Annotated in this window: 10 protein-coding genes; all 10 read left to right on the plus strand. The window is 33.9% G+C overall.

Translation table 11 applies throughout. The features are described from left to right. The first annotated feature begins 18 nt into the window (after positions 1–18). The 10 genes from ACYX4H_RS10965 to ACYX4H_RS11010 all read left to right on the plus strand — a co-directional run bounded on the left by ACYX4H_RS10965 (position 19) and on the right by ACYX4H_RS11010 (position 15,017). Positions 19–318: a helix-turn-helix domain-containing protein gene (locus ACYX4H_RS10965; protein WP_476236303.1), complete on the plus strand. Its 300-nt coding sequence runs from the start codon at positions 19–21 to the stop codon at positions 316–318. A gap of 6 nt (positions 319–324) precedes the next feature. Further along, positions 325–3,504, plus strand: coding sequence for an Eco57I restriction-modification methylase domain-containing protein (locus ACYX4H_RS10970; RefSeq protein WP_476236304.1), 3,180 nt, complete (start codon positions 325–327; stop codon positions 3,502–3,504). A 100-nt stretch (positions 3,505–3,604) separates the two neighbouring features. Continuing rightward, positions 3,605–5,716 (plus strand): Piwi domain-containing protein, encoded by a 2,112-nt coding sequence (locus ACYX4H_RS10975; protein WP_476236305.1) that lies wholly within the window; start codon positions 3,605–3,607, stop codon positions 5,714–5,716. 58 nt (positions 5,717–5,774) lie between these two features. Beyond that, complete coding sequence (locus ACYX4H_RS10980) at positions 5,775–6,086, plus strand: DUF6660 family protein (protein WP_105045957.1); 312 nt, start codon at positions 5,775–5,777, stop codon at positions 6,084–6,086. Between the two features lie 117 nt (positions 6,087–6,203). Next, positions 6,204–10,538, plus strand: a complete 4,335-nt coding sequence (locus tag ACYX4H_RS10985) for a CusA/CzcA family heavy metal efflux RND transporter (RefSeq protein ID WP_476236306.1) — start codon at positions 6,204–6,206, stop codon at positions 10,536–10,538. 4 nt (positions 10,539–10,542) lie between these two features. After that, on the plus strand, positions 10,543–11,748 hold the full coding sequence (locus ACYX4H_RS10990; protein WP_476236307.1) for an efflux RND transporter periplasmic adaptor subunit: 1,206 nt from the start codon (positions 10,543–10,545) through the stop codon (positions 11,746–11,748). Between the two features lie 2 nt (positions 11,749–11,750). Further along, on the plus strand, positions 11,751–12,164 hold the full coding sequence (locus tag ACYX4H_RS10995) for a Fur family transcriptional regulator (RefSeq protein ID WP_036122963.1): 414 nt from the start codon (positions 11,751–11,753) through the stop codon (positions 12,162–12,164). A gap of 56 nt (positions 12,165–12,220) precedes the next feature. Continuing rightward, positions 12,221–12,583 carry a DUF3703 domain-containing protein gene (locus ACYX4H_RS11000; RefSeq protein WP_079738442.1) on the plus strand — a complete coding sequence of 121 codons (363 nt, stop codon included), beginning with the start codon at positions 12,221–12,223 and terminating at the stop codon, positions 12,581–12,583. Then, on the plus strand, positions 12,580–14,532 hold the full coding sequence (locus tag ACYX4H_RS11005) for a heavy metal translocating P-type ATPase (protein WP_476236308.1): 1,953 nt from the start codon (positions 12,580–12,582) through the stop codon (positions 14,530–14,532). The genes ACYX4H_RS11000 and ACYX4H_RS11005 overlap by 4 nt, the downstream gene beginning before the upstream one ends. A 71-nt stretch (positions 14,533–14,603) precedes the next feature. Beyond that, on the plus strand, positions 14,604–15,017 hold the full coding sequence (locus ACYX4H_RS11010) for an HYC_CC_PP family protein (RefSeq protein ID WP_036122971.1): 414 nt from the start codon (positions 14,604–14,606) through the stop codon (positions 15,015–15,017). Positions 15,018–15,115: the final 98 nt, after the last annotated feature.

A 15,115-nucleotide genomic window follows, 5' to 3' on the forward strand; every position in this document is an offset into this window, starting at 1 on the left:
AGTCAAAATATCTCTAAAATGACATTTGGTAATTATATAAGGAAGTTAAGGGAAGAAAAGCAACTATTACTGCGTGAGGTTGCCTCTCAAATGAATATCGATACCGCCTTATTAAGTAAGATTGAACGTGGTACACGTATGGCCAGAAAGGAACAAGTAGAAGATTTAGCAAAGGCTTTAAACAAAAGTAAAAATGAGTTACTAAACTTTTGGATGGCTGATAAAATTGTCAATATGCTTAAAGATGAATCCAACAGTACGGAAATCCTCAAAAAAGTAGAAGAAGAAATTAAGAACTTAACCAACCAAAAAAAGTAGCTTTAAATGGCATTATTTCAAACATCAGTAATAAAAACATATCTGGCGCAACAAGATAATTCAGTAGTAGAGCTTGCCTATAAAAAATATACCAAGTATTTTCACAATGCTACCATTCAAGAGAATATTAAAAACTCTAAAGAAGAACAGTACCAGGCAAAGTTTCTGGATGAGCTGTTTGTCAATGTCTTGGGTTATACGCTAAATCCAAAGCCTAATTTTAATATTACTACCGAGTTTAAAAACCAAAAAGGAGCAGGAAAAGCAGATGGAGCTATTTTAAAGGAAACCAAAGCTATTGGAGTTATTGAGCTAAAGGGAACCAATACCAAAGATTTAGAAAGCATCCGTAAACAGGCATTCGACTATAAAGCCAACCAAAAGGGTTGTGTGTATGTCATCACATCCAACTTTGAGAAGTTGCGGTTTTACATCAATGATGCTACCGAGTTTTTAGAGTTTAATCTCTTTCAGTTAGCGCCCGAAGAATTTGCTTTAATGCACCTGTGCTTACAAAAGGATAACATTCTCAACAATCTACCATTAACCATTAAAGAAGCGTCTTTAGTTGAGGAAGACAAGATTACCAAACAGTTTTACAACGACTATTCCGTATTTAAACGCGAACTCTTTAGAGACCTCGTAAAACGAAATGCCAAACGCATTAAATCCGAAGCTGTCACATCGAGCGCAGTCGAGATGTCTCAAGAAGCTGACGAACTAAAAGCACTCGAAAAAAACGTAAAATTATCCCTATTCAAAAAATCACAGAAACTCATAGACCGTTTTCTGTTCATTTTCTTTGCCGAAGATAGAGACCTATTACCACCAAATTCAACCATACAGATATTAGATAAGTGGAAAGCCGACATCGATTTTGGTGACGAACGCCCATTATATAATCTCTTTAAACAATACTTTCATTTTTTAGATGAAGGTAGAAAAGGCACAACCTCAAGAGCAGAAATCTATGCCTACAATGGCGGATTGTTTAAACCGGATGCCATTCTCGATAGTTTAGAGATAGATGATGACTTGCTTTACAAACACACCTACAAACTCGCTAAATACGATTTTAGCAGTCAAGTAGATGTCAATATTTTAGGGCACATCTTTGAAAACTCACTTAACGAAATAGAAAGCGTTAATGCTGAAATTGAAGGTGGCGAGTTCGATAAGCAAAAGAGCAAGCGTAAAAAAGATGGCGTGTTCTACACACCAAAATACATTACCAAATACATTGTAGAAAATACCGTTGGTAAATTGTGCCAAGAGAAAAAAGACCAATTAGGTTTTAAGGAAGAAGCCTATTTCGAAATAAAAAAGGGGACACACCAAAACACCAAAAAGCAATTATTAGAGGTTTTAGATAATTACAGAGCGTGGTTACTACAAATCACTATATGCGACCCTGCTTGTGGCTCTGGAGCATTTTTAAACCAAGCGTTAGATTTTCTTATTAAAGAACACCGTTACATCGATGAGCTAAAAGCAAAAGTATTAGGTGGTGGCCTTATATTAAGCGATATAGAAAACACCATTTTAGAAAACAATATTTATGGCGTAGACCTTAATGAAGAATCTGTAGAAATTGCTAAACTATCGCTTTGGTTACGCACCGCACAACCACGCCGAAAACTCAACGATTTAAGCAACAACATTAAATGTGGTAACTCATTAATTGACAGCAAAACCGTAGCAGGAGATAAAGCCTTTAATTGGCAACAAGAATTTCCACAGATTTTCAATCCTACTGTCATTGCGAGCGAAGCGCGGCAATCTCATAATTCAAAAAATGGCTTCGATGTAATTATTGGGAATCCGCCTTATGTAGATATTAAAGCATTAGATAATGTTATAGTTAAACAATTATTTAAGGACTACAAGACTGCTGAAAATAGAATAAATTTATACTCGATTTTCATTGAAAAAGGATTCGAATTAATTAAAGATGGTGGGTTTCTTTCTTATATAAACCCTAACTCAATCTTGGTGAATTCTTCTTATACTAAAATAAGAAAGCTATTGATTGACCATATGACAACTATTGTCAAACTTCCTGATGGTGTATTTAAAGATGCAATTGTTGAAACCATAATATTTGAATTGAGAAAAAACAATAATGAACAGTTTATAAAAACAATTGTTTATCCTAAAAAAGAATCAATCTCTTTTGTTGATAATAACTTATCTAATGATGTGAATAGATTGTCTTGGAAAAATACAGAAAATTGTAATTACAACATTTTTGTATCACAAGAACAACAAAACATTTTAAATAAAGTCGAAAATGATACGGAGCAATTAGGTGATATTGCTGACTTTACATTAGGAATAACGCCTTATGATAAATATAAGGGGCATTCCCAAGAACTTATAAAGAGTAGAGGTTTTCATTCTGAAACCAAGTTGAATGAAAATTATAAGCCTTTAATATCCGGTGCTAATATTATAAGATATTTAGTTACATCTAATATTGATGAATATATACACTATGGTGATTGGCTTGGTGCACCACGAGAAGAAAGGTTTTTTACAAAACCAAGAATTATTGTACGTCAAATAGTTTCTGGTAATCCGCCAAGAATTTACGCTGGCTATACAGAAGAGCCATTATACTTTACTCAAATAGGATTTTCCATTATACCAAATCCAAAGACAATTAATGTAAAAGTATTATTGGCTTTAATAAATTCAAAGCTTTTGAACTTCTATCATAAATATTCTTATTTGGATTTGGAGAAAGAGTTATTTCAAAAAATTTTAATAGCTAATTGTAAAAAGTTTCCAATCTCAAAAAAGTTAATTGAGACAGAAAATGTTGATATGATTTCTTTAGTAAATGAAGTTATTAAATTGACTTTAAATGAATCAGAAACTTTATTAAAGTTCAATAAATATGTTGAGCAAACTTTAAATATTATACTGACCCGTAAACTACAAAGCTGGCACGAATTAGACTTTGCAGACTTTATAAAAGAACTCAACAAAGCCATTAAAAAAGCAGGTGGCACACCGCTTACCAAAAAAGACGAGTTTGAGTGGCTCGAACTCTTTGAAGACAACAAGAAAAAAGCCCAAGAGTTACAAACCCAAATCACCCAAACAGAAAAAATAATTGATACTATGGTGTACGATTTATATGGTTTAACACAAGAAGAACGAGACATTATAGAAAATTCATAAAAATTAATAGTAGTTGTCATTGCGAGAAGCGCAACGACGAGGCAATCTTTTAAATTGAAACTAAAAAAATAAATATGTAAAACTGAAAATCCCAATACCAATGCAAGAACACCTCAAAACGAACATACTCAACTTTAAATGGCCTAATAGTGCGCCTACCATTTATTTAACTTTAGAGGATATAGAAGGTAGCCATCCCATCCATAAATCTAAATTTTCAAGGCAGATTAAAGAGGTGTTTCCAGATGCAGACTTATCTAACACAGAACAAATATTTACAACATTTACAACGGTAATACCAGATGCACCAAGTATTAAACTAAATTTAGTAGATGGTAGAGAATTAAGAATATACAAGCAATTCCTTAAACACCAATTAAGAAGCTATTTTAAATCTAAAGACTATATAGTAGTAAAAAACTTCGTTGGTGATGTACAAGTGTGGATGCCTTCCAAAAAAGGAAATACAGCAGACTATAACCTCTACTATAAATTTTCATTTAAAATACAATTTGCAAAATTAACCGACTTACCAGAGCTTATTGTATCGTATGATGGCACATCAAAAGTCCTTACAACTTCGGTTAAGGATATAGAGGATTCAGAGCTAATAAAACGTTGTGTATACGGTCAAAAAACGTTTAATTACCAAATGGACCTCGACACAGAGGAAAAACAAGAATTTCACAATGCTATTCAGTTTGACCAAGCATTCCCAATTTTTAGTTTACCATTAGCACGAGCATTAGATATACCTATTGAAGAACCAGTAAGACCAGCCAACAAATACCAAAAGTATGTAGCACTTATTAATAATTTTGCAACCAACTATCTATTTACAGAAGACTTTAAAGCCATATTTCCGTTTAAGAATGATGCGTTTATTGATGTGCCACTCAATCGTATCAATCACATTGACCCACAAGTAGGATTATTAGAATTTGGTAAAGACCAATACGGTAACAAGAAAACCCATTTAGTGCCTAAATTGGCAATGAATAACCTCAACCCTTACAAAAGACCCAACAACCAAAACATTAAGTTTTTCTTTGTGTACCATACGTCACATAAAGAAGCAATTAAAACCTTTTACAATAACCTCAAAACTGGTGTTACTGCGGATAAAAAATATTTTAAAGGGATTGAGGCTTATGTAAATATTAAGGCTTCAACTTCTAAAGAACATTTTATTGAGTTTACCAACGAAAACAACCCAATACCAGAAATAACAGAGCAATTAGAAAACCTTTCGTTTGACCACGATAATGTGCGTTATGCAGCTTTCTATTTAAGTCCTTTCGATAAGTATACACCAAATCCCGAAGACCGAGAAATCTATATTCAAATCAAAGAACTCTTTTTAAACGAAGGCATTGTTACACAAGTTGTAGATTATGAAAAAATGGTGGTCAATATCGAGAATCAATACAACTTCCAATTTTCATTGCAAAATATGGCGTTGGCAATTCACGCCAAATTAGGTGGTGCACCTTGGAAACTCGCAGTAACCGATAAAAAAGAATTAGTAATTGGTGTTGGTGCTTTTACCAATCAAGGCGAAAACAGACGGTATATAGCAAGTGCCTTTAGTTTTCAAAACAATGGTTTATTTAGAAAGTTCGAATATTTTGACCAAAGCGAAACAGACCTATTAGCAGGTAGTATATGTAAAGCCATAAGAGATTTTACATCGGTTGCTGAAGCAGATAAAGTAGTCATTCACTTTTATAAGGAAATGAGTTACGAGGAACTAAAACCTATTATAAGAGGGATGCATACATTAGGGTTGAAAATTCCTCTTTACATTTTAAATATCAATAAAACAGAAGCAGAAGATATTATTGCTTACGACCTCAATTGGGGTAAAAAGTTAATGCCTGTAAGTGGCACATACATACGTATTAGCGAAAATCAATTCCTACTGTTTAATAATGCACGTTATCCTAATTCACAGCGATATGCAGATACAGATGGTTATCCGTTTCCAATAAAAATTAAGGTAAGCAGTCCAGATGAAGATGCTTTTGAAGATGCAGACGTGGTTTTAGAGTTATTAACACAGGTATATCAATTTAGCAGATTGTATTGGAAATCACTTCGACAACAAAATGTTCCAATCACTATAAAATATCCAGAAATGGTAGCACAAATAGCACCACGATTTAATAATGGCGTTCCAGACGATGCTAAAGATGCTCTATGGTTTTTGTAATTTACCAATCAATTTATTTGCACAACCATTGCATTAAAAAATTCTTATATTTGCCTTAATGAAATTTTTAGCATTCATATTGTCAATCTATATCTTCACACTAAATTTAGTGCCTTGTGAAGATACAGGTACTTTTGACAATGAAGTTAAAACAGAAATTTCTCAAGATTTAGGTGATAACCACCAACATCAAGATGCAGATTTATGTTCCCCATTTTGTATTTGCCAATGTTGCCATTTAAACGTAACTTATTTCAAATTCGCAGAAATAAAATTTGAGTTTAAATACATTTCTTCTCAAGATTTTCTCTACTTAAACGGTATAAAAAAAGATTTTACCACTTCCATTTTACAGCCACCACAGGCATAATTCAGTTTTTTAAAGGATAGCTATATCCTTACGCAATGCTTTTTAACAAAAGCATTGCTTCGCTTTTATTTTGCGCGAAGCGCAAAATGATATGTTTAACTGAATTAAAATTTTACTATGATTAATAAAATCATTGATTTTTCAATCAATAACAAATTCATTATTGGTTTGCTTACGCTTACCATAATTGGAGCAGGTATTTGGAGTATGACCAAAGTGCCAATCGATGCTGTTCCAGACATTACCAATAACCAAGTACAGGTTATTACACAAGCACCTAATTTAGGTACAGAAGATATTGAACAATTTGTAACCTACCCTGTGGAAGTTGCAATGAGCAACCTGCCTGATGTAAAGGAAATTAGGTCAATCTCTCGTTTTGGCTTATCGGTTGTTACCATCGTATTCGACGATGATATGGGAACCTATCTACCTCGTCAATTAGTAGCCGAAAAACTAAACGAAGTCAAAGAACAAATTCCAGCTGGTTTTGGAGAACCTACTATGGGACCTATTTCCACAGGATTAGGGGAAATTTATCAATACACCTTAAAAGTAGCACCAGAGTATAAAGACAAATACGACATTGCAGATTTACGCTCAATGCAGGATTGGATTGTACAACGTCAAATGGCAATGGTAGAAGGTGTGGTTGAGGTTAACGCCATAGGCGGTAAAATTAAACAATACGAAGTCGCGGTTGACCCAAACGATTTAAACGCAATTGGATTGACCATTACAGATGTCTTTAATGCACTTGAAGCCAATAATCAAAATACAGGTGGTGCATATATTGAAAAGAACCATCAGGCTAATTTTATTCGTGGAGAAGGCTTGGTACGGAGTTTAGAAGACATTAAAAAAATTACGGTAAAAACCGTTAATAATATTCCTGTAACTATTAATGATATTGCAACTGTGCAATTCGGTTCTGCCATACGTTACGGTGCATTAACCCAAGATGGAGAAGGCGAAGTAGTTGGTGGTTTGGTTATGATGCTTAAAGGCGCTAATTCAAACGATGTAATTGAGAATGTAAAAGTGCGAATGGCTCAAATTGAAGAGTCATTACCTGAAGGTGTAATTATTGAACCCTTATTAGACCGAAGTAAATTAATTGGAGAAACAACTTCTACTGTAACCACAAATCTTATTGAAGGTGCATTGATAGTTATTTTTGTGCTTATCTTCTTATTGGGTAATTGGCGAGGTGGTTTAATCGTTGCTTCAACAATACCATTATCCTTATTATTCGCTTTTATTTTAATGAACGTGTTCGATGTTTGGGTAAACTTAATGAGTTTGGGAGCAATAGATTTCGGTATTATAGTTGATGGCGCTGTAATTATTGTAGAAAGTACAGTATTTCTCATTGCATCACAAGTACTAAAAAAGAAACAGCTTACATCCAAAGAGCAAGATAAAGTGGCGTCTAATGCTTCAAAAAAGATGATGAACGCTGCGTTTTTCGGTCAGTTGATTATCCTTATCGTTTTTCTACCCATTTTAGCCTTACAAGGTATTGAAGGAAAGATGTTTAAACCAATGGCATTGACCTTTATTTTTGCTATGATTGGTGCAATGGTACTGTGTTTAACCTATGTGCCAATGATGTCTGCTTTAGTGTTAAGAGCACCAAAAAATGATAAAAAATCTTATGGAGATAGATTTGTACATTGGGTTGAAGACAAATATCAACCTATATTGGTTAGAGCCTTGCGAAAAGGTAAATGGGTAATTGGTATTGCAGTTGTGTTGTTTGGGATAACCGTTTTTATGTTTTCAAGAATGGGTGGTGAATTTATCCCGCAACTCGATGAAGGTGATATTGCATTTCACGCAATATTAAAACCAGGTAGCTCACTTACAGAAACTATTGAAACTACGACCAAAATAGAACAAATAGTAAAAGCCAAATTTCCAGAAGTCGAAAAAATTGTGAGTCGTATTGGTGTTGCTGAAATACCAACCGACCCAATGCCAATGGATTTAGCTGATGTTTTTGTTATTCTGAAACCTAAAAGCGAATGGACAACAGCAGAGACAAAAGATGAATTGATTGAGAAAATGAAAGAAGCGGTTGAAATCGTTCCTGGTGTTAATTATGAATTTACTCAACCTATCGAAATGCGTTTTAATGAGTTGCTTGAAGGTGTGCGTGAAGATATTGCCATTAAACTCTATGGTGAAGACATTGACATACTATCCCAAAAAGCTGAAGAAATATCTAAAATTATTGCAGGTACTGAAGGTATTGGAGATATGAAAGCGGAAGCCACAACGGGTTTACCACAAATGACCATCAATTACAACCGGAATAAATTAGCACAATACGGACTTCAAATAAATACGCTCAATCAAACCGTACAATCTGCATTTGCAGGTGGTACAGCAGGTGTGATTTTTGAAGGTGAAAAACGCTTCGATTTAGTGGTGCGTTTAAGTTCTCAAAACCGAAAGGATATAACAGATGTTCAAAACCTGTACATCAATTTACCTTCAGGTGCACAAATTCCACTTCGTGAAGTAGCTGATATATCTTATAAAGCGGGACCTATGCAAATAAGTAGGGACAATACCAACAGAAGAACCTATGTAGGTATCAATGTGAGAGGACGTGATGTAAAATCGTTGGTAGAAGAAATTAAAACCAAATTAGATGCACAATTGGAACTACCATCGGGTTATTTTGTACGCTATGGCGGTGCTTTTGAAAATTTAGAACGTGCCAGTAACCGATTACAAACCGTTGTTCCTATCGCCTTATTACTCATATTTATACTAATATACTTTGCATTAAAATCACTACCTCAAACCTTAATGATTTATATAGCCATCCCAATGGCAACTATTGGTGGTGTAGTAGCCTTATGGTTGCGTGATATGCCATTTAGTATTTCGGCAGGTGTTGGTTTTATTGTGTTGTTTGGTGTTGCGGTATTAAATGGATTGGTAATGATAAGCGGACTCAACGAATTAAAAGAAGAAGGTGTAACCAATCTAAAGGATAGAATAGTTGAAGGTACTAAACGAAGAATCAGACCTATTATGCTAACTGCTTTTACAGATGTATTAGGCTTTCTACCAATGGCTATTTCATCATCAGCTGGTGCAGAAGTACAACGTCCTTTGGCAACGGTAGTTATTGGTGGATTATTAACTTCAACTTTGCTTACCTTATTTGTTTTACCAATTTTATATCATTGGGTAGAAAACAAATCTTTTACGTTTAAGCCAAATAAAAAGTTAGTAACAGCAACAGCAGTTGTATTATTACTATTTGGCTTTTCACCACAAAGTAATGCACAAGAGTTGAATGATACAATTCCCGAAATTTCATTACAGGAAGCTGTTAAACTCGCAAAAAGTAATTATCCATTATTGAAGCAAAAGCAGTTGGAAATTACAAAACAAGAACAATTAAAAGCGACTGCCTATGATTTCGGAACGACTCAAATTTTTACAGGTGGAGAAGAAGTTAATAGTGGCAATGGTATTTATACAACCATAGGTATTGGTCAATCTAATATTGATGTGTTTGGTATTGGTTCAAAAAGGAAGTTACAAGAACAACGCATTCAGTTAGCACAAAAAGCCTTTCAACTTTCCGAATTGGAATTGGAATTAGAAGTCAAAAAGGCGTGGTCAAAATGCTATCAAATGAAACGGAACTATAACTTGTATAAAGAACTGGATTCCATTTATTCCAAATTTGAACAAGCAGTAGCTTTAAATTATGAAGTCGAAGCTATTTCTAAATTAGAATATTCGGCAGCAAAAAATCAAGCGTTTCAAATTCAGAATAAAAAAGCGCAAGCCTATAGTAATTATCTTATTGCCTTACAACAATTCAATTTATGGTTGGTATCAGAAGAAATTTTTACAGTTTCAGATGAATTTGAGGTAGCGATAGATAGTGATATGGAAACGTTCAGTATTGAAAGTCATCCATTGTACAGTATGTCGCAGAACATTGTAGATGAAGCAGAAGCCAAATATAAAGCTGCAAAAGCAGATAATTTGCCAAAGTTCAATCTTCAAGGTGGTTTACAAAAAGTAAATGGCAATTCAGGATTTTACACCTATCAAGCAGGAATTTCAATTCCGTTTTTATCAGGTTCTAGCAAAGCACAAGTTAGAAGTGCCAGAATTGATAAAGAAATAGCGGAAACCAATGTAGCGTTCAAAAAACAGGAAGTACAATCAAGGTTTGTTCAGGCTAAAGAAAATTATATGAAATGGAAAACATCTTGGGAGTTTTACAAAGACCAAGTTTTACCATTAACAAAAGAGCAAAAAACAGGTGCATTACTGGCATATAGAGAAGGCGAAATTGATTATACTGCATTTACGCAGTTGATAAAAGAAGCAATTCAATCGGAACTTGAAGCACAGACTGCATTAGTAAACTATTTAGAAAGCACATTTCAATTACAATATTTTAATCAATAAGACAATGAAAAATAAAATATATAAAATTCTTACCGTAATGGTGTTAACCATTTTTGTTTCAGCTTGCGGAAATAAAGAAAATCATAACGAGAATGATGGTCATTCCCACGATGAGGAAGAAAAAACAGAAGTTAACGAAGAGCATCACGATGAAGACGAAGTAATGCTTTCACAACAGCAATTCGATGCATTGAAAATGAAAATAGATACGTTAGCATTACGTAATATGAGCGGCTATGTAGAAGCAAACGGAACGTTAGAAGTACTACCACAAAACGAAGCAGCTATTACTACTGTTGTTGGTGCAAATGTCGTTTCAATTGAAGTGATTGAAGGTGATAAGGTTAATAAAGGTCAAGTTGTGGCTTATCTATCGCACCCAAATATCATACAAGCGCAAACGGATTATTTAAACGCTTATAGCAATAGCGAGCTTGCAAAGAAAAATTATGAACGTCAACAAAAATTATACGATGCTGGTGTTGGTTCTGGTGCTAATTTCCAGAAAGCAGAAGCAGAATATCAAGCATCAAAAGCAATGGTTAATGGTTTAGAAGCGCAATTAAGAATACTCAACGTTAACACTACATCAGTTCGCAATGGAACAATTGCACAGCGCATAGCATTGCGAAGTCCAATAGAAGGCTTTGTGCAAAAAGTTGAAGTAAAAACAGGTCAATATGTAGAGCCACAAACCGAATTATTTGAAATTGTAAATACGCATCACGTTCACGCAGATTTTATGGTCTTTGAAAAAGATGTCCATAAAGTACAGAAGGGTCAAAGAGTAAACTTTACGGTACAATCTATACCAGATACAGAACTTACCGCAGAAATCTATTCCGTGAGTAAAACGTTTGAAGACAGCCCGAAAGCAGTTCACGTTCACGCAGAAATAGAAAACAAAAAAGGTAATTTAATTCCTGGTATGTATATTCAAGGTAAAATTCAAGTAGATAATACCCAAACAAAAGCTTTACCAGAAAGTGCAATTATAAAAGAAGGCGAAAGATATTATGTGTTTTCAGTAGAAAAAGAAAATGACGATTGGAGCTTTAAACCTATCGAAGTTGTGTTAGGTACTAAAGATGGTGATTGGGTATCGGTTCAATTTATTGAAGATATAGAAAGTAACACACAATTTGCCTATAACAATGCTTATTACCTTAACGCAGAAATGAAAAAAGGAGAAGCAGAACACGAACATTAATTATGCAGACAATAGAACAATTATTAGAGTCAAAACAAATTCGTATTACAGCAATGCGTTTGCTTATATATAAGTTTCTTGCAGAAAAAGAAATAGCAGTAACATTAAGTGACATTGAAAATGCTTTTGAAAAAGCAGATAGAACTACCTTATACAGAACTATTAAAACATTTGAAGATAAAGGAATAGTCCATCAAATAGACGATGGCACAGGGATAACAAAATATGCGTTATGCGAAGAGGGATGTAATTGTGATATTAAAAACGATTTGCATTTACATTTTCATTGTAATAATTGCAATGAAACCATTTGCTTAACAGAACATAAAATACCTCAAATAAAAGTGCCAAATGGTTTTGTGTCAGAGAATGTAAATTTGGTGGTAAAAGGTATTTGCGATAAGTGTAGTGTCTAATTATTGCACTTCCATTGCACTTACTATTAAAGTACATTTATCCAAAATTAGTGAATATGAAGTTTAATACTAAAATACCTAAACATCTTAAACAGGCGTATAACGAAGAATTAAAACTATACAGTTTCTGTTTAGAAAATAAGCATTTTGGCAATGCTTGGTATCATTTAGAACGCAGTCATATCATAGGGCAATCTTATCCAATAGAACATACCTATTCACATTGGTTAATGCTAAAATTTGGATTTAGACAAAAAGATACTAAAGAAGTAATAGGTCAAATAGTTAGGTTGTTTGTGGGTGGCTGGAAATCATTTATAAATCACGTTCCACTTGGTAATACAGGTGGAGCAAACGTGCCACCATTAAAACGGATGCCTATTCCCAATGACATTGAAAAATTATTAGATATTAAATGAAAAAAAAGAAAGTCAATTTAAGAGATTTAAAACCAAATTCAGAAGAACAACATTCTCACGATGATGGTCACGACCACGGAGATGGAAGTGCATTCAAGACATACATTCCTGCTATTATAAGTTTTGTTATGTTAATGGTAGGTATCGCTGTAGATTATTTTGATGCGATTCCTCAATTTGAAGGATTGATTCGAGTAGTTTGGTACACTTTAGCATATATTCCAGTTGGATTTCCTGTAATTAAAGAAGGATGGAAAAGTCTTATAAAAGGCGATGTTTTTACCGAGTTCTTTTTAATGTCTATTGCCACCATTGGTGCGTTTATCATTGGTGAATATCCTGAAGGTGTGGCAGTAATGCTATTTTATGCAGTAGGAGAATTATTTCAAAACGCAGCAGTTAATAGAGCAAAAGGAAATATTAAAGCCTTATTAGATGTTCGACCAAAAGAAGCCAATGTATTTCGTGATGGTGATTATGTTAGTGTGTCGCCAGAAGCTGTAAATATTGGTGAAAAAATACAAATTCGAGTAGGTGAGAAAATACCGTTAGATGGGATTTTATTATCCGAAAAAGCATCTCTAAACACCGCAGCGTTAACAGGCGAGAGCAAACCAGATTCCATTCAGAAAGAAGCAAAGGTTTACGCAGGTAGTATCAATTTAGAAAGCGTTATTGAAGTTGAGGTAACTAATAAGTTTGAAGACAGTTCTATTGCGAGAATATTAGATTTGGTTCAAAATGCTACAGCTCGTAAGTCTAAAACAGAACTATTTATTAGACAGTTTGCTCGTATCTACACACCAATTGTTGTGTTTTTAGCTATTGGTGTTACTTTTATACCTTACTTTTTTGTAGATGATTATGTGTTTAGAGATTGGTTATACAGAGCATTAATTTTCTTGGTAATATCTTGTCCTTGTGCCTTAGTGATTTCAATTCCATTAGGATATTTCGGTGGATTGGGAGCAGCTTCAAAAAATGGAATATTATTTAAAGGTGCTTCATTTTTAGATGCTATGACCAAAATAAATACTTTGGTAATGGACAAAACAGGAACCGTTACCAAAGGTGTTTTTAAAATCAAAGAAGTAAAAGCAATTGGTTGGAATGAAACCGAATTTATGCAATACTTAATGGCGTTGGAAGAACAATCCACGCATCCAATTGCTAAAGCCATTTTAGAGTACAAAGCTGAAGGAGAAGATTTTGAAGCACAAGACGTTTCTGAAATTGCAGGTAAAGGTTTAAAAGGCGTTGTTAATGGTAAAACAGTTTTAGTAGGAAATAAAGCCTTAATGACTGCGAATAATATAAATGTTCCATCTGAAACGGAATCTATTGTAGAATCGATAGTATTAGTTGCAATCGATAATCAATTTGCAGGTTATGTAGTCATAGCAGATGAATTAAAGGAAGATGCAAAAGAAACTATTACAGCATTACACAAAGTAGGCATTAAAAATATTATGATGCTTTCCGGTGATAAAGATTCCATCACGCAACAAGTCGCTAAAGAGTTGAATATCGAAAATGCTAAAGGTGGTTTACTTCCAGAAGATAAATTAAACGAAGTTGAAATTTTAAAGAAAAATCCTGAAAACAAAATAGCCTTTATAGGTGATGGTATTAACGATGCACCTGTTTTAGCAGCAAGTAACGTTGGTATTGCAATGGGTGGTTTAGGTAGTGATGTAGCTATTGAAACAGCAGACGTTATCATTCAAACCGACCAGCCTTCAAAAGTAGTGAGAGCCATTAAAATAAGTCGTTCTACAAGAAAAATTGTTTGGCAAAATATCATTTTAGCGTTTGGAGTTAAAGTTATTGTCTTGATATTAGGAGCAGGTGGTTTAGCCACAATGTGGGAAGCTGTTTTTGCAGATGTAGGAGTAGCATTATTAGCAATTTTAAATGCAGTTCGATTGCAGAAAATGAAATGGGATTAAGCAGATTAATCAATTAAACTTCTGTTAAACAAAATCAATAGTTGTTAAAATTTCGTAACTTCGCAATCAATATGAAGCAGATTTTCCATAAAATAATGTCTTTAGCAATGACTTTTGTAGTGTTATTCTCTACAATGTCATTTACTGTGAATATGCATTATTGTGGAGATACTTTAGTAGAATCTGCTATCTTTCAAAAAGCCAAAGGTTGCGGAATGGAAATGGAAAAGCCTTCAACCGAAGAATGTTCTATTACCAAGAAAAATTGTTGTGATGATAAACAATTAGCAATTGAAGGTCAAGACGAATTACAATTGCAAGTTGACAAAATCACGTTTGAGCAACAAGTATTCATCGCTTCATTTGTTTATACTTACATTAACCTTTTTGAAGGTTTAGACAGTAATGTATCTACCTACGAAGAATACAAACCACCACTCGTCATAAGGCAACTCTACAAGATTGACGAGACATACTTAATTTGATTTTTAAACAATAGACTCTTTTATCCTATGACTGCAATGTCGTAAGGATAATTTACTGTATTCGGTGTTTTTACAACACTATTGTCTAATTGTTTAAA

Source organism: Seonamhaeicola sp. ABD4_340 (assembly GCF_056312135.1).